Source organism: Saccharospirillum sp. (assembly GCF_040881935.1).
Taxonomy (GTDB): Bacteria; Pseudomonadota; Gammaproteobacteria; order Pseudomonadales; family Natronospirillaceae; genus Saccharospirillum.
This window is the reverse complement of sequence record NZ_JBBECH010000075.1, coordinates 18,156-40,088: the sequence shown is the minus strand read 5'-3', so window position 1 is coordinate 40,088 and position 21,933 is coordinate 18,156. Positions and strand designations below refer to the sequence as shown.

At 58.8% G+C, this 21,933-nt stretch carries 22 protein-coding genes; 13 read left to right on the top strand and 9 right to left on the bottom strand.

What is annotated here, in order from left to right:
• Positions 1–33: 33 nt before the first annotated feature.
• Positions 34–177 (bottom strand): hypothetical protein, encoded by a 144-nt coding sequence (locus WEB54_RS13990; RefSeq protein ID WP_368056363.1) that lies wholly within the window; start codon positions 175–177, stop codon positions 34–36.
• 153 nt (positions 178–330) lie between these two features.
• Between WEB54_RS13990 and WEB54_RS13985 the strand changes: the two genes are divergently transcribed.
• The 5 genes from WEB54_RS13985 to WEB54_RS13965 all read left to right on the top strand — a co-directional run bounded on the left by WEB54_RS13985 (position 331) and on the right by WEB54_RS13965 (position 5,025).
• Positions 331–1,239, top strand: a complete 909-nt coding sequence (locus WEB54_RS13985; RefSeq protein WP_368056361.1) for a 3-keto-5-aminohexanoate cleavage protein — start codon at positions 331–333, stop codon at positions 1,237–1,239.
• Entirely contained in the window at positions 1,236–2,192 is a 957-nt protein-coding gene (locus WEB54_RS13980) for an L-carnitine dehydrogenase (protein WP_368056359.1), read from the top strand. Before WEB54_RS13985 ends, WEB54_RS13980 begins: the two co-directional genes overlap by 4 nt.
• The gene (locus tag WEB54_RS13975; RefSeq protein WP_368056357.1) at positions 2,192–2,647 is read left to right on the top strand and encodes a thioesterase family protein; all 456 of its coding nucleotides are present in this window, start codon (positions 2,192–2,194) and stop codon (positions 2,645–2,647) included. Before WEB54_RS13980 ends, WEB54_RS13975 begins: the two co-directional genes overlap by 1 nt.
• A gap of 72 nt (positions 2,648–2,719) precedes the next feature.
• A complete protein-coding gene (locus WEB54_RS13970; protein ID WP_368056355.1) occupies positions 2,720–3,679 on the top strand; it encodes a GlxA family transcriptional regulator in 960 nt (319 codons plus the stop codon).
• Between the two features lie 107 nt (positions 3,680–3,786).
• Positions 3,787–5,025 (top strand): TauD/TfdA family dioxygenase, encoded by a 1,239-nt coding sequence (locus WEB54_RS13965; RefSeq protein WP_368056353.1) that lies wholly within the window; start codon positions 3,787–3,789, stop codon positions 5,023–5,025.
• A 9-nt stretch (positions 5,026–5,034) separates the two neighbouring features.
• Here WEB54_RS13965 and WEB54_RS13960 read toward each other — a convergent pair whose 3' ends face one another.
• On the bottom strand, positions 5,035–6,042 hold the full coding sequence (locus WEB54_RS13960; protein ID WP_368056351.1) for a GlxA family transcriptional regulator: 1,008 nt from the start codon (positions 6,040–6,042) through the stop codon (positions 5,035–5,037).
• A 319-nt stretch (positions 6,043–6,361) separates the two neighbouring features.
• On the opposite strand from WEB54_RS13960, the gene WEB54_RS13955 reads away from it, so the two are divergent.
• The 8 genes from WEB54_RS13955 (at position 6,362) to WEB54_RS13920 (ending at position 14,011) form a co-directional block, all read left to right on the top strand.
• Complete coding sequence (locus tag WEB54_RS13955) at positions 6,362–7,495, top strand: TauD/TfdA family dioxygenase (protein WP_368056350.1); 1,134 nt, start codon at positions 6,362–6,364, stop codon at positions 7,493–7,495.
• Entirely contained in the window at positions 7,492–8,085 is a 594-nt protein-coding gene (locus tag WEB54_RS13950) for an HD domain-containing protein (RefSeq protein WP_368056348.1), read from the top strand. Before WEB54_RS13955 ends, WEB54_RS13950 begins: the two co-directional genes overlap by 4 nt.
• The gene (locus WEB54_RS13945; RefSeq protein WP_368056346.1) at positions 8,082–9,689 is read left to right on the top strand and encodes a 5-guanidino-2-oxopentanoate decarboxylase; all 1,608 of its coding nucleotides are present in this window, start codon (positions 8,082–8,084) and stop codon (positions 9,687–9,689) included. The genes WEB54_RS13950 and WEB54_RS13945 overlap by 4 nt, the downstream gene beginning before the upstream one ends.
• Positions 9,689–10,873: a pyridoxal phosphate-dependent aminotransferase gene (locus tag WEB54_RS13940; RefSeq protein ID WP_368056344.1), complete on the top strand. Its 1,185-nt coding sequence runs from the start codon at positions 9,689–9,691 to the stop codon at positions 10,871–10,873. The genes WEB54_RS13945 and WEB54_RS13940 overlap by 1 nt, the downstream gene beginning before the upstream one ends.
• A gap of 6 nt (positions 10,874–10,879) precedes the next feature.
• Entirely contained in the window at positions 10,880–11,656 is a 777-nt protein-coding gene (locus tag WEB54_RS13935) for an amino acid ABC transporter ATP-binding protein (RefSeq protein ID WP_368056343.1), read from the top strand.
• Between the two features lie 48 nt (positions 11,657–11,704).
• The gene (locus tag WEB54_RS13930) at positions 11,705–12,484 is read left to right on the top strand and encodes a transporter substrate-binding domain-containing protein (protein ID WP_368056341.1); all 780 of its coding nucleotides are present in this window, start codon (positions 11,705–11,707) and stop codon (positions 12,482–12,484) included.
• Between the two features lie 95 nt (positions 12,485–12,579).
• Positions 12,580–13,278 carry an ABC transporter permease gene (locus tag WEB54_RS13925; protein ID WP_368056339.1) on the top strand — a complete coding sequence of 233 codons (699 nt, stop codon included), beginning with the start codon at positions 12,580–12,582 and terminating at the stop codon, positions 13,276–13,278.
• Position 13,279: 1 nt separating this feature from the next.
• Positions 13,280–14,011, top strand: a complete 732-nt coding sequence (locus tag WEB54_RS13920; protein ID WP_368056337.1) for an ABC transporter permease — start codon at positions 13,280–13,282, stop codon at positions 14,009–14,011.
• 216 nt (positions 14,012–14,227) lie between these two features.
• On the opposite strand, the gene WEB54_RS13915 is transcribed toward WEB54_RS13920, so the two are convergent.
• From WEB54_RS13915 to WEB54_RS13885, 7 genes are all read right to left on the bottom strand, one after another.
• Positions 14,228–15,406 carry an MFS transporter gene (locus WEB54_RS13915; RefSeq protein ID WP_368056335.1) on the bottom strand — a complete coding sequence of 393 codons (1,179 nt, stop codon included), beginning with the start codon at positions 15,404–15,406 and terminating at the stop codon, positions 14,228–14,230.
• Between the two features lie 47 nt (positions 15,407–15,453).
• Positions 15,454–16,749: a TRAP transporter large permease gene (locus tag WEB54_RS13910; RefSeq protein ID WP_368056334.1), complete on the bottom strand. Its 1,296-nt coding sequence runs from the start codon at positions 16,747–16,749 to the stop codon at positions 15,454–15,456.
• A complete protein-coding gene (locus WEB54_RS13905; protein ID WP_368056332.1) occupies positions 16,746–17,258 on the bottom strand; it encodes a TRAP transporter small permease in 513 nt (170 codons plus the stop codon). Before WEB54_RS13905 ends, WEB54_RS13910 begins: the two co-directional genes overlap by 4 nt.
• Positions 17,259–17,312: 54 nt before the next feature.
• A complete protein-coding gene (locus WEB54_RS13900; RefSeq protein ID WP_368056330.1) occupies positions 17,313–18,338 on the bottom strand; it encodes a TRAP transporter substrate-binding protein in 1,026 nt (341 codons plus the stop codon).
• Between the two features lie 75 nt (positions 18,339–18,413).
• Positions 18,414–19,604, bottom strand: coding sequence for a CaiB/BaiF CoA transferase family protein (locus tag WEB54_RS13895; RefSeq protein WP_368056328.1), 1,191 nt, complete (start codon positions 19,602–19,604; stop codon positions 18,414–18,416).
• The gene (locus tag WEB54_RS13890; protein WP_368056327.1) at positions 19,601–20,737 is read right to left on the bottom strand and encodes a CoA transferase; all 1,137 of its coding nucleotides are present in this window, start codon (positions 20,735–20,737) and stop codon (positions 19,601–19,603) included. Before WEB54_RS13890 ends, WEB54_RS13895 begins: the two co-directional genes overlap by 4 nt.
• Positions 20,734–21,927 carry a CaiB/BaiF CoA transferase family protein gene (locus WEB54_RS13885; RefSeq protein ID WP_368056325.1) on the bottom strand — a complete coding sequence of 398 codons (1,194 nt, stop codon included), beginning with the start codon at positions 21,925–21,927 and terminating at the stop codon, positions 20,734–20,736. The genes WEB54_RS13890 and WEB54_RS13885 overlap by 4 nt, the downstream gene beginning before the upstream one ends.
• Positions 21,928–21,933: the final 6 nt, after the last annotated feature.

Below are 21,933 nucleotides of genomic sequence, written 5' to 3'. Positions count from 1 at the left end.
AAACTGATCAACAATGTGAAAGTGACTGTCGAGCTACATGTTCGTGCTCATGTCGATGCAAAACGCCTGCAGATCACACGCTGGGACATCGGAATTTTGGCCAAACAGGTTGACCTTCCAACCGCGACCCCGTTTAAATTGATTCACTTCTTTTTCAGCATAATGAACAGCTTGCATAGATATCTCCTGATTTGACAGTAGCGACCGATATCACGCCCGCTCAGCCGGTCTCTGGCGAATAGGGCACACTGCCTGTCGTCTAAGGCCGCCTGGAAGACAGAACGACCTGCCAGACTGACGACTGATTTCGATAGTTCCAAAGAGGCCTTTATGAATCCCAATGTTATCCTGACCTGTGCTGTCACCGGCGCTGGCGACACAACAGATAAAAACCCCCACGTTCCTATCACGCCCAAGCAGATTGCTGACTCGGCCATTGAGGCGGCTCAGGCTGGAGCCAGCATCGCCCATATTCACGTTCGCGACCCCGCTACCGGTGGCATCAGCCATTCAGTCGATCATTTTCGGGAAGTCGTGGAGCGCATTCGGGAAGCGGATACCGACATCGTCATCAATTTAACCGCTGGCGGTGGCGGTGACTGGATACCCGATACCACTGACCCCACCCGAGGAGGCCCCGGGACCGATATGCAGACGCCGGCCGAACGCCATGAAGCAATTGGCACCCTGCTCCCGGAAATGTGCACGCTGGACTGCGGCAGCCTGAATTTCGGGGAGATGGTCTATATCAATTCAGCCGACTGGCTGCGCGAGCATGCCCGCCTGGTGCAAGCCGCCGGGGTTAAGCCGGAGCTGGAATGCTTTGATCTCGGCCATGTCCGGTTCGCGCGCCAGTTGTTCAGCGAGGGGCTGCTCGACGGTGACCCCCTTTTTCAGCTCTGCCTGGGTATTCCCTGGGGCGCCGAAGCCGACACTGAAACCATGCTCACCATGCGCAACAAACTGCCGGACACCGCCAATTGGGCCGCGTTCGGAATTGGCCGCCATCAGATGCCTATGGTGGCCCAAGCGGTCTTGCTCGGTGGCCATGCCCGCGTTGGACTGGAAGACAACCTTTATCTGGAAAAGGGTGTGCTGGCCAGCAATGGACAACTGGTGGAAAAAGCCGCCAGCCTTATTGAAAATCTTGGTGCCCGGGTCATGACACCAGCCGAGACGCGTACGCACCTCGCCCTGCGCGACCCGAACACGGGTAACATCGCCGGAGGTGGCGCATGAGTCGACATCTGGCTGTCATCGGAACCGGGGTTATCGGCAACGGTTGGATCGCCCGTGCTCTGGCTCGCGGGTGGAGCGTAACCGCGTTCGACCCAGACCCAGAAGCTCCGGCTCGCACCCGAGCGTTCATCGATAATGCCTGGGAATCGCTGACCCGCATGGGCCTGGCCGAAGGTGCCCATCGTGACCGACTGACGTTTACCGACAACCTAGAAGCCGCCGTCGACGGGGCCGATCTGGTACAGGAGAACGTGCCCGAGCGCTTGCCACTCAAACAAAGCATCCTGTCCCAGCTGGATGCGGCCGCCCGACCCGATGTTATCATCGGTTCGTCCACCTCAGGCTTCAAACCGACGGATCTGCAACGTGACTGCACACAGCTACCGGGTAGGGTCATCGTCGCCCACCCCTTCAACCCTGTCTATTTGCTGCCGCTGGTCGAGCTGGTTGGCGGCTCGGCGACAGCACCGGAGCAGACCGAGTACGCACGAGCTCTCTATCAGGAGTTGGGCATGCGGCCGCTGGTGGTTCGGCGCGAAATAGAGGGTCACATCGCCGATCGACTGATGGAAGCGTTATGGCGCGAAGCTTTGCATTTGGTTAATGACGGTGTTGCCACCACCGAGGAAATTGATGCCGCGGTCATCTATGGTTGCGGCCTGCGCTGGTCGTTGATGGGCACTTTCCTGACCTTTCATCTGGCGGGAGGCGAGCCCGGCATGCGCCATATGCTGGAACAATTTGGTCCGGCACTGAAACTGCCATGGACCCGGCTGAAGGCCCCCGAACTGACCGACGAACTGATCGAACAGGTAGTGACTGGCTGCGAACACCAGGCAGCGGGTCGGACCGTCGGTGAGCTGGACAGGCGGCGTGATGACTTCCTGGTGGAGTTGCTCGACCTGGTCCACAAATACTGGCCCGAAGCCGAGGGCCTGGAGGGGCGCATCTGATGATCCTACTTGAAACCCGGGTCGATCCGACCTGGGTTGATTACAATGGCCACATGAACGATGCCGAGTACGCCCGGCTGTTCTCGCTGGCGGCGGATGCGCTAATGGACCATATCGGTCTCGATGCGGAAGGAAGGCAACGGCTTGGCTACACGCTTTACACACTGGAAACCCACCTGTGCTACCAGCGCGAAGCGCATCAGGGCGAGGCGTTACAGGTCAGGTTCGTGCTCCTTGACCACGACGCCAAGCGCCTGCACGCCGGTTTCGAATTGTTCAATGCCGGGGCTCAACGCCTAGCCACCAGCGAGCAGATGTTGATGGCGATTGATACCACGACCGTTCGACCGGCTGCTTTTCCGGCCGAAGTGGCGCAAGCAATCGATACCCTGCCTCGGCTATCGGCCGGCCAATGGCCGGACTTCGCCGGGAGGCGCGTGGGCATCCGTCGTTAAGCGCCCGGCGATTGCAAAGCCCCGCTGGCGCCCTACAATAAGCCGCTGATTCGAACCCCGGCTCACCCTCGCATGAGACTTGATTCGCCCGGCGAAACCCCTGAACACATCGGCCTGTTGCTGGTACCGCGCTTCGCAATGGTGGCGCTGTTCTCGGCGATCGAGCCGCTGCGCATCGCTAACCGCCTGGCTGGACGCAGATTATTCCACTGGACACTGATCAGCGAGGATGGCCAGCCGGTGACGGCCAGCAACGGCATGTTACTGGGCGTCGACACTGGCATAGCGAATGCTCCGTCCTGCTCCTCGCTCGCCGTTTGCTCCAGCTTCGCTCCCGAAGAGGCTTTTCGTCCGATCCTGCTGGACTGGCTGCGCGAACGGGCACGCCAGGGGTGTGCATTGGGTGGCATGGATACGGGGTGTTTCATACTGGCACATGCCGGTCTGCTGGGTGGCCAAACCGCCACTCTGCACTGGGAAAGCCTGCCCGATTTCAGGCGCTGTTACCCCGAGGTGGACGCCGTTGAATCTCTGTTCGAGGTGACGTCGGCCGGGTTTTCGTGCGCCGGCGGCAGCTCAGCTATCGACATGGCCCTGGCGTTGGTGCGCCGGCGCCAGGGTGACGAGCTCGCCAATCGGGTCCGTGATCAACTGATGCATGGCCGGGAACGCTTGCCGGCAAGCCGCCAGCGAGCGCCATTACCACCCACCGACCCCGGGCTCAATCGCGCCTTGGCTCTGATGGAAAGGCACTTGGAACACCCTTTGGCCCTGGGCGAGCTGGCACGCCGGGCCGGATTGTCCTGGCGCCATCTTGAACGGCTTTGCGCCCGGCACCTCGGCTGCCCACCTCGCGATCACTACCAGCAACTGCGCCTTGAGCACGGGCATCGCTTATTGCTGGCAACGGATCGACCGGTGCTAGACATCGCTCTGGCCTGCGGCTTTGCTTCTTCTTCAACGTTCACCCGTGCCTTTCGTCGTCGCTACGACCTGACCCCGAGCCAACTGCGTCGTCAGGCCGGTCACTGAACTCAGGCGGTTGTCGAATTGAGCATACTGGCTGTCGACCGGGGTCGTACACAAACCTGGAGAAGGCGTCATGCTGCATAAATTCGTCCAGGCTAGAGGAGGCCACAATGAGCCAGTGCCGATTCACCACCGAATTACCCCCCACACCCGATTACGACGCCTGGCCCATCGAGGCCCACCTGGTTGAGGTATACCATGGCGCCCGACAGGTGACTCTCCACTGGAGTGACGGCCGAGTCAGTACACTGCACAGTGTCTGGTTGCGCGAGAACGCCGGTGACGACTCTACCGTCAACCCGGCGACACGTGAACGCATTCTGGACTTGTCCGGTCTCGATGCCTGGCCGGAGATCGACCACGCCGATATCGACGACAGCGGTGCTCTGTGCGTCCGGTTTGCGCCGGAAGGCCGCAGCCTGTGTTTCCACCCCGGATGGCTGCGCGCTCACGACTACTCTAATGGTCATAGCCAGGAGGGCCCTCTGGTGCCCGTCACGATCTGGCAAGGTGGTCCTGATACCGCGCCTGATACACTGGATGCCAGCGGCCTGCTCGCCACAGCACCCGGAGACGAGGCGGAGGCCGCCCTCCTGAAGCCTGCCCTGGAAAGCCTGCTCGGCAAGGGGCTCGTCAGGTTGCGCGGGCTGCCCACCGAGCCCGGCTCACTGACAGACATCGCTGCGCGTATTGGGCCCATCCGCCCAACCAACTTCGGGCAACTGTTCGATGTACGCGCCAAGCCGGATCCGGATTCCAACGCTTACACCGCCATCGCGCTGCCCCCCCACGTCGATCTGCCAACCCGAGAATATCAGCCAGGCCTGCAGTTATTGCATTGCCTTGAAAACAGCGTCGAGGCTGGCGAAGCGATCATGATGGACGGCTTCGCCATCGCTGAGGCGTTACGCACGAAACATCCCCGCACTTATGGCACGCTTACCCGTCAGCGTTGGTGTTTCGCCAACACGTCGCGCACCAGTGATTATGTCTGGCACGCGCCCATAATTCAGCTGGACGAAAATGAAGAGCTTCTGGAAGTGCGCATCGCCGATTTTCTGCGCGGGCCATTACAGACCGACTTCGACAATGTCGAACCGGCCTACGACGCACTGATGACCTTGCAGCGCCTGTTGCGTGACCCGGCCTTCGCGATTCGTTTCAGCTATCATCCCGGTGACCTGGTCGTCTTTGATAACCGTCGACTGCTGCATGCCCGTGATGCCTTCGAAGGCAGTGCCGGCCGTCGTTGGCTGCAGGGCTGCTACCTCGAACGTGACGAAGCGCGCTCACGCTACCGGATGCTATTGCGCGCCGATCGCCAGCGACGAATTGAAAGCACTCGTTAAATAACGACGTCACTGGCTACCGCGCTCGGCGGTCACGCTGGGCGACTCGCCAAACCGCTGGCGATATGCGCGCGAGAAATGCGCCAGATGAGTGAAACCAGTGCTTTCCGCAGCCTGGCTGACCCAGCAGCGACTGTCCGCCAGAATGCGATGGGCTTCGTCCAGGCGCATACCCAGGTAGCACTGTTTCGGTGTCTCCCCGAAATGCGCCATGAACAGGCGTGCCAACTGACGCTGGGATTGACCTACAATCCGGCAGACTTCGGGGATCGCCAGGGTTGGCGACACATTCGCCTCCATGATGGCCAGCGCCCGGACCACAGTGCGCGGCAGGTGCGGGCTGCGATGCCCCTGGGTCAGCACCGGCTCGTCGCGGGCACGCTTATGGATCAACTGGCGGCCGATAGCATTGGCCAGCGCAGGGCCATAGGCGCGTTCAATCCAGGTGAGCATCATGTCGATACTGGCGGCACCGCCCGTGCCCGTCAGGCGCAAATCATCCAACTCGTAGCGCGCCTGACTGACGTCCAGTTGCGGAAACTCATGGCGAAAGGCGGGTACACTCTCCCAATGCATAGCCACAGAGTACCCTTCAAGCACACCGGACCGCGCCAGAATAAAGGGGGCGGTATCGACTCCACCCAACCAACCGCCATGTGCCGCGACCCGGCGCAACACCGCACGTTCCCAACTGGTTATCGTCGCTTCAGGTTCGTAGGAAGCGACGACCATCAACTGGGCAGTGTCGGAGACACTGTCGAGGCTCGCGTCGACATCGATGCGTACCCCGTTGCTGGCGACCACTTCTTCACCATCGGCCGATAGCAGTCGCCAGGCAAACAGATCCCTTCCGAAGCGGTTCGCAACCCGCAACGGCTCCAGCAAGCAGGTCAGTGTCAGCATGGAGAATTTGGGTACCAGCCAGACATCCAGAGTGTGTTCCGCCTCGACCGGTGACAGGATCGGGGGAGAATCCGGCCTGGGGTAAGGCCAGGCATCGCCGTTGGCTGCGTCCATATTAATCAACTATGTGGCTAATTTAATCAAATGCTATCACCTCTCTGGAGGTACTGTAAAAACCCCTTAGCCAACGGCCGACCGGATTCACCCCAGCCAGACCGGACCACAGGTGCCCATCCGGGCATACTTTTGCTGCGAGGGCACGGCTGCTAGGGGCACGCACCTGGAGCCAGGGAGCGTTACCGGAATCGAGTACCCGGGTGCATTCCTGAGCGAGCCAGAAAATACGGTTTTTCGCCCAGACGATTCCGCGAACGGTCAGGAATCGAGATCGGAATGAGCATCCATCAGCAAAAGTCACAGCCGGAGAAACTGCATGACGAGTGCCACAGTCCAGGTTCGAATGTCCACCGATCAGCGACGTCTGATCCTCGATACCGGCGGTATGCTGCGTGAATTCGCGGCCCTCTGGTTACGCGAGCGTGCTCCCGATGCCAATACCCTCGACCCACGCACCGGCCAGCGGTTGATCGAAGCGGCTGAACTGCCCCTGGACCTTACACTGACCTGTGCCGATCGGGCCGGTGATCAGATTGAACTTCACTTCAGCGATGGCACTCAAACCCACTATAATCTTGACGATCTAACCACCAAAGAACAGGCCAATGCGGACCCTGACCGTTTACTCTGGGACGCCAGCCTGGCAAGCGTACCGCGGGCTGATTTCGCTAAAGCCCTGGTCGACGATACCTCCTTGCTCGGATTGCTTGATCGGTTGCACCGTTTCGGTTTCGTGTTGGTCGACGGAGTGCCTGCCGAAGAAGACGGCATGCAGCCGCTGATCGACCGGATCGGTCCGCTGCGTCGTACCAACTGGGGCGGCATTGCCGATGTAAAGTCGGTCGCAAACGCATACGACCTCACCATGACCCAACGTGGCCTGGAACCGCACACCGACAACCCTTACCGCGATCCTATTCCCGGTTACATTTGGTTGCACTGTCTGAGCAACGCTGCCGACAGTGGCGACAGCACACTGGCCGATGGCTTCATGGCCGCTGAGCGACTGAAAACCTCGGACCCGACTGCCTATCAATGCCTGACTCGGGTCTGGCCCGGCTTCCGTTATCAGGACGAAACCACTTTTCTGGAAAGCGAAGGACCGCTCATCGAACTGGACAGCCACGGAACACCAGTACGTGTACGCTACTCCAATCGCACGGAACGCGTCCCGGCACTGGATCCCGATGAACTGGATGCTTTTTACGCCGCTCGTCAGGCTTTTTACCGCCTGGTCACCAGCGAGGAATTGACCGTCAGTTTGAAATTGGCTCCCGGTCAGATGCTGATCATGGACAATTACCGCCTGCTGCACGGGCGCAAGGCCTTCCAGCTCGATGGTGGCATCCGCCACCTGCGTCAGGGCTATGTCGACCGGGATAGCACCACCAGCCGGCGACGCGTTCTGAAACGCCAACTGAGCACTCACACACCGGAGAGCCACGCATGAAACAGGCCCGCTTCACCCGCTTTGAACAGGCTCACCAGCAGGACTGGGCACTGATCGATGAACGCTTCCGGCATTATCTGGCCGACGCTCCGCGCCGGGTCATCGAACACCTGCACCGGCTGGCGGGCGATACGCACGGTTACCCGGTGGATCGCTACGAACACAGCCTACAAACGGCCAGCCGTGCCTTACGCGACGGTGCTGACGAAGAAATGGTGGTCTGTGCGCTGCTGCATGACATTGGCGATGACCTTGCCCCCGCCAACCACGCCGAAATCGCTGCCGCGATACTGGAACCTTTCATCGATCCGTTGAATACCTGGATGATTCGCCACCACGAATTGTTTCAGGGGTATCACTACCGGCAGTTTTTCGGTCAGGATCCGCGGGCCCGCGAACAATACCTTGAGCACCCGGCCTATGCCCGTACCGTCCGGTTCTGCGATCAGTGGGATCAGACCAGTTTTGATCCGGATTACGACACCCTGCCCCTGGAGACCTTTTTGCCCATGGTTGAGAACATCCTGGGCCGCCCGCCATTCGGCGGTCTGCCCGAACTGACTGATCACGACAGTGGCGGCCGCTCATGACGTGCGCTCGTTTACTGCTTGACCTGCTTGCTGCGCACGGCATCGATACCGCTTTCGGCATTCCGGGTGTCCACACTCTGGAGCTGTACCGAGCCCTGAACGACAGTACCATTCGCCATCAGACCCCACGCCATGAACAGGGCGCCGGCTTTATGGCTGATGGCTATGCCCGCGCCAGTGGCCGTCCCGCGGCCTGCTTCATCATCACCGGGCCAGGCATGACCAACATCGCCACAGCCATGGGGCAGGCCCTGGCCGACTCCATCCCCATGCTGGTGATCTCCAGCGTGAACCGGCGCGCCACCCTGGGTCGGGGACAAGGCCGCCTGCACGAAATGCCCGATCAGCAAGCAACACTCAGTGGGGTAAGCGTCTTCAGCCAGACGATACTGGACCCGTCGGCACTGCCGGAAGCCGTGGCGCGCGCCTTTGCTATATTCCACAGCGCCCGGCCGGGGCCGGTACACCTGGAAGTTCCGCTTGATGTATTGGCCCAACCCGCGCCCAAGGCAAGAATTCAACCGGCACGTATTTACCCGCCAGCTCCAGCTCCGGCCGCCATCAGTCAGGCTATAGACTGGCTGGTCGGCGCCGAGAACCCGCTGGTATTACTGGGTGGTGGTTGCGTGGATGCGCCCGAGGCCGCACGCGCCCTGATTGAACGTCTGGATGCCCCGGCGCTAACCACCATAAACGCTAAGGGTATCCTGGGTCGCGATCATCCTCTGGACCTGGGCGCCACAGCCAGCCTGCCCGCCAGTCGAGAACTGGCCGCTCGCGCCGACGTCGTGCTAGCGGTGGGCACTGAACTGGGGGAAACCGATTACGATCTGGTCTTTGATGACGGCTTCGCGTTAACCGGTCGACTGATCAGGGTAGACATCGATGCTCAGCAGCTCGGTCGGAACCAACGCGCTGACCTCGCCATCCTGGCCGATGCAGCCAACATGCTGGTGGCACTCAACGAAAACCTGCCCGCTGGTACTATTGACAAGCATGGAGCCGCTCGCGCTGCGAATGTGCGCAACGCTCTGGCGCTGCACGACCAGGCTGACGTTGCACCGCACCTGCCACTGCTGCAGACGCTGACAGAAACCCTCCCGGACGCCATCATCGTTGGCGACTCCACCGGGCCGGCCTACGCCGGCAACTACTGGGTATCCATGCCCCGGCCCCGACACTGGTTCAGCGCCGCAACCGGCTTCGGCACCCTGGGCTACGCATTACCCGCCGCTTTGGGGGCGGCTCTGGCTCGACCTGATGCGCAGGTCGTCGCCCTGGTCGGCGATGGCGGCCTGCAATTCACTCTGGCCGAATTGGGGTCTGCACGCGATCTGGGCCGACCAATTGTGGTGATCGTCTGGAACAACAACGGTTATGACGAAATACGCCGCAGCATGGCCGCCAGCGATGTGAACGCGCTGGGGGTTGATCTGATTGCACCCGACATCAGCGCCCTTGCCCAAGCCTTCGCTCTGGACTACCGGCGTTGCGAACGCCCGACGCAACTGGCCGAGGCGTTAAGTCAGGCCGATGAGGCAACCCGACCCGTTCTGATCGAAATTCCCACTCAACCCTGGATGCACAATACAGGACACGCCTAATGCGCTACGCCAAACTCACTACACGGATCGCCGGCGAAGGTGCCGCGGCCTGGGACATACACAACCGGGCTCTGGCCCGCCAGGCACAAGGCGAAGACATCACCCTACTGTCCGTGGGCGACCCGGATTTCACCACACCCGCGCCCATCATAGAAAGCGCTGTGGCCAGCCTGCGCGGTGGCGCCACCCACTACGCCGAAGTAGAGGGCAAGCTGGCGTTGCGCGAAGCCATCGCCGGCCATTACCGGCAGCAGGGTGTGGCCGCCGATGCTGACAACGTGGTGGTGTTGGCTGGTGCCCAGTGTGGGCTCTACGCCACCGCCCAGTGCCTGCTCGATCCGGGCGATGAAGTCATCGTGCCCGAACCGGGCTACGTCACGTACGAGGCCGTCATCCAGGCCACCGGAAGTCGCGTGGTTCAGGTGCCTCTGCGCGGCGATAGAGGCTTCAGGCTGGACGCGGCCGACATCGCCGCGGCGATCACCCCACGTACCCGCGCGATCCTGCTGAACAGCCCGCACAACCCCACCGGTCAACTAATTGATGCTGACACTTGGCAGGCCATCGCCGAGCTATGCCAGCACCACGACCTTTGGCTGATTTCGGATGAAGTCTACGCTGAGCTGATCTTCGATGGAGAGCACCAGTGCGCCTTCGCTTTACCCGGCATGGCCGAACGAACGGTCGTAGTCTCCAGCTTGTCCAAATCACATGCCATGACCGGGTGGCGCGTAGGCTGGGTACTTGGCCCGGCTCAGTTATGCGTTCACCTGGGCAATTTGGCTTTGTGCATGCTCTATGGTTGTCCGGACTTTATCCAGGACGCCGCCATCGAAGCCCTGGCTCACCCTCCGGCTGCTCTGGAGGAGATGCGCGACACCTACCGCGCCCGCCGTAATGCCGTCTGCGACGTTCTGGCAGATTACCCCGGGATTGCTGTCGTTAAGCCACCGGCTGGCATGTTCGTCATGGTGGACATCCGTTCGACCGGGCTGACTTCCCAGGAATTTGCCGATCACTTACTGAACCAAGCTGGCGTCTCGGTCTTGTCCGGCGAGGCATTCGGGCCTTCCGCCGCAGGCTTTGTACGGTTAAGCCTGACCGTCGATGCCGAGCGGCTGACCCAGGCGTGCCAACGCATCGGACGTTTCGCCACCTCCATCACCAGCTCTGGGGAGGCGTAAGTGCTCATGACCGCAAGCAACCCGACAGCCGACGCCGCCAACAGCCATACAGCCATCACCGTCGACCATCTGGTCAAGTGCTTCGGCGATACCGAAGTGCTCAAAGACGTGTCACTGGCGGTACCAGAAGGCACGGTAACAGCCATCATCGGGGCCAGCGGTTCCGGCAAGAGCACTCTGCTGCGTTGCCTGAACCTGCTGGAACGACCGGATCGGGGAGAAGTGTGCATCGCCGGTGAGCGTTTTCAATTTGGCAATGGCCAGCGAATTGCCCACAGCGATCTGGAGCGATTACGCAGCCGCGTCACCATGGTGTTCCAGCAGTTCAACCTCTGGCCGCACCTAAGCGTGCTGGGCAACGTCATCGAAGCCCCGCGCCACGTAAAACACATGAGCCGGCGCCAGGCCAGCCAACTGGGCGACCACTACCTGGAGAAGGTCGGCATGATCGATAAACGCGACGCCTACCCAGTGGCACTTTCCGGAGGTCAGCAGCAACGCGTCGCCATAGCCCGGGCCCTGGCGATGGAGCCCGACATACTGCTATTCGACGAACCGACGTCGGCACTCGACCCTGAGCTAGTCAGTGAGGTGCTGAGCGTAATCCGCGATCTGGCGGATGAAGGCCGCACCATGTTGCTGGTCACACACGAAATGCATTTTGCCCGCGAAGTGTCCGACCAGGTGGTGTATCTCGACACCGGCCGGATCGAGGTCGCCGGCACACCCGAGTCGGTCTTCAATGACCCCCGGTGCCAGAAATTTGCTTCACCGACCGCCTGAGAGACAGTCCAGGCGCTACCGAAAACCTGAAGAAGACAGGAGAACAACATGAAATCCAAGCTGTTACTTGTTACAGCCACTCTGACCGCCTTTTTGGCGACGTCCTTCCATGCCCAAGCCGAAGATCCGATCCAGATCGGTATTTCCGGCGAACCCTACCCGCCTTTTACCTACAAAGCGTCCAGCGGTGAATGGACCGGCTTCGAGGTCGATTTGGCCTTCGCCATTTGCGAGCAGATGGGCCGCACCTGTGAAATCGCACCCACAGGCTGGAGCGGCATCATTCCGTCGTTAAACGACGGCCGCATCGATCTGATTATGAATTCCATGTCGATTACAGAACAGCGCCAGGAAGTCATCGACTTCAGCATTCCCTACTACTTCACTCCGGGTGCTTACGTCGCCGCAACCGACCGCGACCTGGACATCCCAGACGGGCTTGATGGCCTGGTACTGGGTGTACAGGCAGCTACAACCAACGCCAATTACGCTCGTCGCGCATTGCGCGATAGCGGAGTCGATATCCGCATTTATGACCAAGCCGAGCAGGTCAACGCCGATCTGCTATCCAGTCGACTGGACGTCATTCTGGCCGACCAGATCGCCATGGCCCAGTTCATCGAGCGCGATGAAGCCTCGGCATTTGAGATCAAGGACACCGCACCACGCCACGAGGCTTATGGCGAGGGTATCGGTATCGGTTTGCGCCAGGACGACGACGCCCTGGAGCGCGACCTCAATGCAGCCGTGCGCACTGTGATCAATAACGGTACCTGCGGCCGCCTCTCAGAGGAGTACCTGGGTACCGACGTTTGCGTCTACGAATAAAGCGGGCACCGACCTAACCCGCACCCCGGTCGAAACGGGCGCAAGTCGCCCCGGCCGGGGTTTGATTCGTCAAGCAAGACAGGAACCCAAACCTCATGACTGCCATGCAACCGGAGAGCTTGCTCGACTGGGCAGGGCCTATCGCCCATGGTGCCCTGATCACCTTGCAGATCGCTGTTCTGGCTTACGCGATCGGCTTGATGCTGGGTCTGATCGGCGCAAGCGCCAAACTCAGCCCTATAACTCCCTTACGTGCGCTGGCTACCGGCTACTCAACTCTGATCCGGGCCGTACCGGAATTATTGCTAATCATCCTTCTGTACTACGCCGGGGGCGACGCCATTGAGTGGCTACTGAACCTGTTCGGGTTGGACAGCCGCATCGAAATCAGCGGTTTCGCTACGGCCGTCGGCGTGCTGGCATTTGTTCAGGGCGCATACATGACAGAGGTTTTTCGGGGAGCGATTGTCGCCATTCCGCGAGGCCAAATCGAAGCGGCCGACGCCTTCGGCTTTTCACGCTGGACACGTTTTCACCGCATCGTTCTGCCTGGTATGTGGCCCAACGCTCTACCCGGTCTATCCAATTTATGGCTGATCCTGATAAAGGATACGGCTCTGATCAGTGTTATCGGCTTCAACGAACTCTTCTTCACCATTCAGCAGGCCGCCGCCAGCAGCCGCGCCCATTTTGTATTCTACGCCGCCGCAGGGGCCATCTATCTGCTTATGACCATGACATCGACCGCCATCTTTCAACGACTGGAACGCCGCGTGCGCCGGGGGGAAGCCTAATATGAATTATTCCTGGCTTGGCGATCCTTTTTACCAGGAGTACCTCTGGACCGGTTTTCTCAATACCATCTTGTTGGTGGCAATTTCCGCCGTCGCCGGGCTGGCTCTGGCTGTCCTCACCGCCCTGGCCCGATTGCGGGGCCCACGACCAGTGGCTTGGTTGGCCGGTGCCTATGTCACCGTCATTCGTGGCACTCCGCTGCTGGTGCAGTTGTTTTTCTTCTATTACGGCGTCGGCCGGCTGATGGAAGGTGTGCCCGGGTTACGTGAAAGCTGGTTCTGGCCAATTGTTCGCGAACCGTTTTTCTTTGGTGCACTGACCTTCATCTTGAGCGTCGGTGCCTACTCTGGCGAGATCTTTCGCGGTGCCATGCAGAGCGTACCGTCTGGAGAGCTGGAAGCGGGCCGGGCTTTCGGTCTCTCATCCTGGCAGATCCTGTATCGGCTATGGCTGCCGCGTGCTTTTCAGATCGGCCTGCCCTCTCTTACCGGTGAGATGATTCTGTTGCTCAAATCGGTTCCCTTGGTGTCAACTATCGCCGTTATGGACTTGCTTCAAGCAGCCAATATCGTGCGCGACGAAACCTTCCTGGTATATGAGCCGCTACTGCTGATTACCGGCATCTACCTGGCTATAGTGATTTTACTGACTCTAGTTATGCGTACGGTGGAGCGCTCCTTTCCAGGAGTAAAGGCAACACAGAAACGGTGGCTACCAATACGTCGGCTCTAACACGATCGGCTCTATAACAATTATTGTAGGGCTAATTGCGCACGGAGCTAGGTCTCATCATCGACAACCTTCGTGGCTGATTTGGCCATGCAGTGTCGCTCATATCGAACGAGCCGTTGACTCGAATACGGAAGTAAAGCGTTATGCCGAGGCATAATCGTTTCTTTATTAGTCAGTTATTGGCCTGGCAGACCAACCAGATTCAATAGTGTCAAATCAGGGACGAGTTACTTCAGATAGCTCAGATCGAAAAATTACCAGCGATATACCGACAGCCAAAAGCCCTCCAGCGAAACCCAGTAAGGCAAGCTGATAGCTATCAGTCAGGTCAAACGCATATCCGGTGAGAATAGGCGCCAGCGTCGTACCGGGGACTTGCAACAACATCAGCGTACCCTGGACAGACCCGAACCGGTGCTCTCCGTATATCCGACTGACCAGTATCATGACGATCAAGGTACCAGCCCCAACACTGATGGCCAGCATGATGAGCATGGCCATCAACCCAACCAGGGTCGGCCAGTTAGCGAACCATACCAGGCTAAGCCCCTCGGTTATTAAAATACTGCCAAAGACAATGGCGAGCGCTCTGGGTGAAAGTTGATCAGCCAAGGTTCCGGTCACTAGACGTACCGGTATCGACATCAACACCAGGCTGCTGAGCATGCCGGCCGCTATGCGGTCAGAATGCCCCTGATCGGTAACCAACGGTATTAAGTGTACAGCCAATCCGGAATTAACAGAGGCCTGCGCCATAAACCCAAGGCCCAGCAACAAAAATGCACGGCCGGTAATCAGCTCGCGCCAGCCGCTCTGGCTAACCCTGTTATCAGCCTTCAACCAAAGGGATGCTCGCTGGGTCTGTATAGTTGTTTCGCTGCCTCGAAATAAGGCAAGCGCGAAAGGTATCAGTATAAAAATAAAGGCCGACCAAACCAGGCAAGTTGTCCGCCAGCCAAGCCGGTTTACCATAGTGGCGACCACAGGTATCAAGATGGCGGTAACAATGCCGACCACAGAAAACCGGACCGCCAATGCCAGCCCCCGGCGGTGCACCGTTGACTGAACCACCTGTTTGTCCAGAGCCACCATAAAGCCCAGTGCAACACCGGCAGATACGATCCCCGACCAGACAATCACCAGACCTGTAGCGGACTGTATAAAGGTCATCAGAGCCAGGCCCAGAGAAAGCAATAACATACCCAGCAGCACGGGTAAGCGTGTGCCGAAACGATCGGACAAATAGCCCGCCAGCGGAGATACCAGGCCGGACGTCAGGCGACCCAGCCCGACAGCCATGGATACCGTGCCACGGCCAAGGGCGAGATCACCCGCTATTGGTTTAACCAGGGAAGATACGGCAAAGGCTACAAACCCCTGCCCGACACCGGTCAATACGCCAGAGGCTCCGACAACACCCCACCGCCGCCAGGCGGGGAGGTTTACAGGCTTGGCAGCCACAGAACCAGAATTGGGAATGCCAGCAACAGCGCTACATGCAACGCATCGGCCATGACGAACGGCAGAGTACCCTTGAAGATTTTGGTCAGTGGAATGTCCGGCGCTATACCGGAAAGCACATAGACATTCATACCCACTGGCGGCGTAATGAGCGCAATCTCGGTCATACGTACAACAAGCACACCAAAGAGCACCGCGTCGAAGCCAAGGTTAGTGACCAGCGGAAAGAACAGGGGGATGGTCAGCGTCATCATTGCTGAGGCGTCGAGTACCATTCCCAAAACCAGATAAACCGACAGTATGAGTAGCAATACAACAAATGGGGAGAAACCGGATTCAGTTACAAACCCTACGATGTTCAACGGGATATTGGTAACCGTGATAAAGCTGTTGAAAACCAGGGCACCAAACAGGATTCCAAAGATCATCCCGGTGGTTTTCAGGGTTGAATATATTGCTTCCTGCAGTGCCTTCCAGTTTAGGCGCCGTCGCAGACTGGCGACAATAATCGCGCCGAACGCGCCCATGGCCCCTGCCTCTGTTGGGGTAAACCAACCCAGTAGAATACCGCCCATCACCAGCATAAACAGCACAATGACCTCACCGGTCTTCTTCAGGCTGACCAGTTTTTCCCTGAGCGAATACTTGGGACCACGGGGACCCGCGTTCGGATTTATTCGGCATACCAGTGCAATCGTCACCATATAGAACAGCGCGAGCAAGATACCGGGGATAATCCCGGCGGCGAACATCTTGCCAATAGAGGTTTCGGTCAGAATGCCATAAATAATAAACATGCCGCTGGGCGGTATTAAACTACCTATCGTGCCCCCTGCCGCTACGCTGCCGGAAGCCAGGGAAACGTCATAATTGTGTTTGCGCATTTCAGGCAGTGCGACCAATCCCATAGTGGCGGTGGTTGCGATGCTCGACGCGCTTGCGGCGGCAAAGCCCGACGATGCACCAATAGTCGCCATGGCCAACCCGCCACGACGACGGCCCAGCCAACAGGCGGCAACGTCATACAGGTCCCGTCCGATACCGGAAGCAAACAATATATGAGCCATGAACAGGAACAAAGGAACTGTCCCGATGGCGTAATTGGTAGACAGATCGAAGGTTACAACCCCGACCTTGATGATGGCGGCATGAAAGCTGATCAGGTAAGCGAACCCCAGAAACCCAACCAGGCCCATGGCAAAGCCGATGGGCATACCGAAGGCAATTAAACTGAACAGACCAATTAGGCCGACAAACCCAGTGACGACCGGCGTCATGACTGACTCTCCTCACCCGTTTCTTCAATTTGTCTCGTCCGTAACAAGGCCTGCACGACCTGAACCACAAGAACGAGGCACAACAATGAAATAGCGATCACCAACATCCACCGGAACGGCGTTACCGGAAAGCCCAGTATCGGCGCTTGCTCCTGGTTACGGGCACTCTTCAACGCTTCCAATGTTCCGGCATAGGCCACCACTACCCAAAAAACGGTACCCAGCGCCAGCATCAGGGCGTCCAACAGACGAGCCAGCCGCGGTGGCAAGAGTGACGTCACCAGTTCGACTCGGGTATGAGCACCCTCATAAGCGGCATAAGCAAGGGAAAAACTGATCGACGGGATCAACAGTATCTCGGCCAATGTATAGGTACCGGGAAAGGCAATGCCAATGGCCCGGAAACTGACCGTCACCACGGTCAGAAACATCAGGGCTATAATGCAGGCCACACCGGTAAAAGCACCCACCGTCACAATACCGCGCAGAAGGCGTTCTATGATTCTCATGCTTATCTCCGCAAAGTCGGGCCGTACTGATCGCACGGCCCCGCCGGTTTCAGGTTAGTCGGAGGTCTGGTGAGCCTGGCGAACCTGTTCGAGGATTTCACTACCAGGCAGACCGCGTTCGTCAAGATTTTCCGCAACTTCACGTGCGCTGCTGGTAAAAGTCTCGGCATAGCGCTCTTTTTCGGAGGCTGCTATTTCGATAAAGGTCACACCCTGTTCAACGCCAAAGGCTTTACCTTCCTCTTCAGCTTCCATTGAATTTTCCAGATTCTTTTGGGTCAGCCAATCGATGTTATCGAGAAAGACCGCCTGAATATCTTCCGGCAAGGAATCCCACACCGCCTGGTTCATAGCCCTCGAGGCATAGGCACCACGGCTATGAGGCAGGTCGACATAGTATTCGACCACTTCGCCAAAGCTCAGTGACTTCAGGGCTTCGTATGGCGCGATCACACCATCGAGGACCCCGCGCTGAAGAGCGGGGTAGGTATCGCCCATTGGCATGGCTACGCCTTCAGCCCCGAATTCGGCCAGTGCACCGATGTAGTCGTTGGCCGAACGAATGCGCAGTCCACGCAAGTCGTCGAGCGTGTTCACCGGATCGTCCCGCAACTGCAAATGCATGGGCGTGCCAACGTTGAATCCCAGCACCCGGACACCACCGAGTTCCTCGGCAAAAGTGGGGAATTCCTCCCAAAGTTGCTGGTACACAGCGAGAACATGAGCGGGATCTGAATAGCCGTAGAAGAAGGCAGGTGTCAGGCGGTTCAATTCGTAACCAGAGGTTGCATATATTGGGGTAATATAGGCCATGTCGGCTATGCCGGCCTCCAGTTCATCAACCCCTTCCCGGCTACTGATCAGGGAGCGTCCCCAATAGGCGGTGATGTCCACTCGCCCGTTGGTCTGTTCTTCAATACGCTCGATCCAGGCTTCATCGGCAGCACCATAGGGATGGGTGGTTGAATACGGGGATGCGTAGGTAAGATTGAATTCCGCGGCGCTGGCAGCACCAAGCACCAGGGTCGAACAAACAGAAACAGCGATCAGTTTACGTGCAGATCTTATAGTAGATGTCATAACCAGTTCCTCTCTTTAGCAGTTTTATATTTGTTGTTAGCAAGACCTTGAATAGAGCGGACAACTCGATCGAACTCACTCATTCAACATGACAGATTTACTCTTAATCAGTTTCTCGACCTCCTCTTTCGACAGCCCCAGTTCATTTAGAATGGCCCGGGTATCAGACCCGGGAACCCGACCCAGATGACGGATCGATGCGGGTGTTCGCGAAAGCTTTAACGGCGACCCCAATTGAAACACGGCGTCACCCGTATTTGACGGATACTCCATTGCCATGCCTCGTGCCCGATTGTGAGGGTCCTGCATGGCTTCGCTTACGCTGTACACGGGCGCGAATTGGGTACCGGCCAGCTCCAGAACAGCGAGCCATTCCGAACGGGTTTTGGTTCTGAAAATGTCACTCAGGGCTGCTCGAATAGCAGGTCGGGATTCGATGTCGTTCTGCAGTGGAATGTAGTCTTCCCGGCCCACCACCTGACAAAACCGGCGCCAGTAACGGGGCTCCATATCCGTGGTGCAAATAAACCGATCATCGGCCGTGCGCCACAACCCCATGTCCGCGCGGCGATCGCCGCGAGCGGGCAGGTTGTCCATATCGGCATGCCGCGACAGTACATTGACCAGCAAGCTCATTGAGCAATCGCTCATCGCAATATCAATATGCTGGCCCTGCCCATTTTGATCGCTAGCCCGCAACGCGGCCAAAATGCCGAAGGCGGCGTGGGTGCCGGTTACCACATCCGCAGCAGGGACGCCCGCGAAGCCAGGTTCATCCGGATCTTCACCCAACCTCGACGTCACCCCAGCAATGGAAAGCGCCACCGGATCGTGGCCCGGCTTATCCCGGTAAGGTCCACTTTGCCCGCACAGCGTTAAACTGCAGTACACCAGCCGGGGATTGATGCTGGACAGTGCCTCGTATCCCAGCCCCAACCCGTCCAGAACACCCGGCCGGTAATCCTCAACCACGACATCGACCGTGCTGATCAAATCATGCAACAGTTTGACAACCCCGGCGTCGCCCATATCCGCCTTCAGGGAGCGTTTGTTGCGCGCCAGAATATCTCGCTCACGCAAACGGGTGCGCTCTTCGGGCGTTAACCTGTCCCAGCCGAATACCGCGGCCTGCTTCTCCAGTTCACGCGGATTCTCGACGCGAATGACATCGGCACCCATGTCGGCCAGCAGCCAGGTGCAATAAGGGCCAGGCAACAGGCGCGAAAAATCCAGCACGCGAATACCTTCCAGGGCGGCGCGACTCACAAGTCGCTCCAGCGGGTCGATTCAGTGACCAGAACAGGTTGGCGTAATACGCGCATGGGTGTATCGCCCTGCGTCGTGTGGTGAAACAGGGGACCGGGCAACCTTGTTTGCGTGCCTGTTTGCGTGCCTGTTTGCGTGCCGTTGGTCTCATCCCGAACCGGTACAAAAAGGTTGCGCTCACGCAGGTGAGCATCGGAACGGACATCGTCCAGATTCTTGATCACGGACAACCCCCAGCCGCGTTCCAGTGACAGGTCGCCCAACTCGGCCCTGGTCAGCGTGGCAAAGAAACGCCCGAAAACGGACTGCCATCGATCAACGGTGTCTTGCGGCGTATCGGCCACTAAAATGGCGTCCCAGTCTATGTCTGCCAGTTCGCCGGCTACCTGACGATCCACCATCACTGTCACCATCGAGCGCATCATGCTGGGGTTGTCGATCATCGACCAGGTGACGAAGCCGTCTGCGCAGGGCCACACCTGACGCACACCCGACTTGCCCCGTACCAGTTGATTGCCCGTCCGCCGGCCAATACGTCCGGTCCATTCGTACATAATGGCTTCCCGGTAGTTGGCAAGCACGGTCGACTGAAAAGCGGAAACATCAACGCGCTGCCCCTGGCCGGTACGCCGACGTACATGCAGGGCCAGCAACGCAGCGGTCGCCACCTGAATACCGGCAAGGGCATAGGCCTGCTCTCCCGGGAGGCGCAATGGTGGCTTGTCCGGTTCGCCAACAATGGTCATCAAACCGGACATCGCCATCAGGGTCAGGTCCGTGGCTGGCCGACTGTGGTATGGCCCCTGCTCGCTAAAAGCACGGGCAATGACATGTATCAGTTCAGGCCTTTCCTGTCGCAGATCGTCGAGCATTGACGTATGTGAGGAACGCTGGTCATCAAGCACGATGTCCGCCTCATCAAGCAATGCCCACTGGCTGAGATCGGTGCCTTCCGGCACGGTGACCCGGGTCTTACCGTGATGCCAGGCCAGGGTTCGCCACTGAGGTCTGTCGCTAACTCGTTCGGGTACCACTGAAATCACCTCGGCGCCCATTTCGCGGAGCATTCGCCCGCCCAAATCCACCAGGCCGTCACTGAATTCAATGACCTTGATGCCGCTCAACATGCTCATCCCAGTACCTCCTCGCGTTGCAGCGTCTCGACTTGCTCAGGACTCATGCCCAGCCAGTCAACCAGAACCTGTCGGTTATGCTCGCCCAGCAACGGCGACCGGCTGACGCGCGCGGGTGTCTGCGACAAAATCATCGGTGGTGTTGGCATTTTGCAAGCACCAAGAACCGGATGTTCCAGCGTTACAAAGTGGCCACAGCGGTTCAATTCGGGATCATCAAACAGGGTTTTACCGTTCAATACCGGCGCAGCGGGCACACCTGCTTCGGCCAGCTCGGAAGCCAGTGCTGCTGCACTGTACTTTCGGGTTAGGTCGCTCAACCACTGGTCCAGCTCAACCAGATGGGACCGCCGCAGCGCTGCAATGGCGAATCGGGCGTCCCCGGCTTGGTTCGGCTGATCAAGAGTCTGGCAAAGCGCCTGCCATTGGGTCTCGTTTTCAACGGCGATGGCAACCCAGCCATCCTCGTCGCCCGTCGGATATACGTTGTGCGGCGCCATCACCGGATCTCCATTGCCCGGCTTTTCAGGTGCATCAGCCTGGGCGTAGAGATCGGCCAGAACATGGACCATGGGTTCAATCTGGGAGATGTCCAGATGCTGGCCTTGCCCGGTCCGGGCGCGCTCTTCCAGAGCACCCAGAATGGCCACCGTGGCAAACATGGGGGCGATTACATCGCCATAGGCGAAAGGTGGCATATGCGGCTCACCCTCGGGCCAGCCAGACATTACTGCGTGTCCGGAGTGTGCCGCTGCGGAATTTCCGTAGCCACGAAATCCGGCCATCGGACCGGTTCGACCGGCCACTGACACACTGGCGAGAATGATGTCTGGTTTAATTTGCCTGAGTTCGTCATAGCCCAGCCCAATGCGCTCCATAAAGCCGGGCCCGAAGTTTTCCACCACGACATCGGACCACGCCACCAGGGACTTGGCGACGTCAACACCGCGTGGATCCGACAGATTAATGGTCACGCTGTACTTCGAGGTATTGGTCTGAGCGAAAAAGGCAGAGGCATCTACATTGGCGCGGTCACCGGCAAAGGGTGGTGAGCGCCGACCCAGATCGAGGCGTTTGCGTGATTCCACTTTAACAACGGTGGCACCGTTGTCAGCCAGGTCTTTGGTGGCCCGCGGGCCTGCTCCCACCCAGCTGAAATCCGCTATTTTGATATCGTTCAAAGCCGTCATCGACAT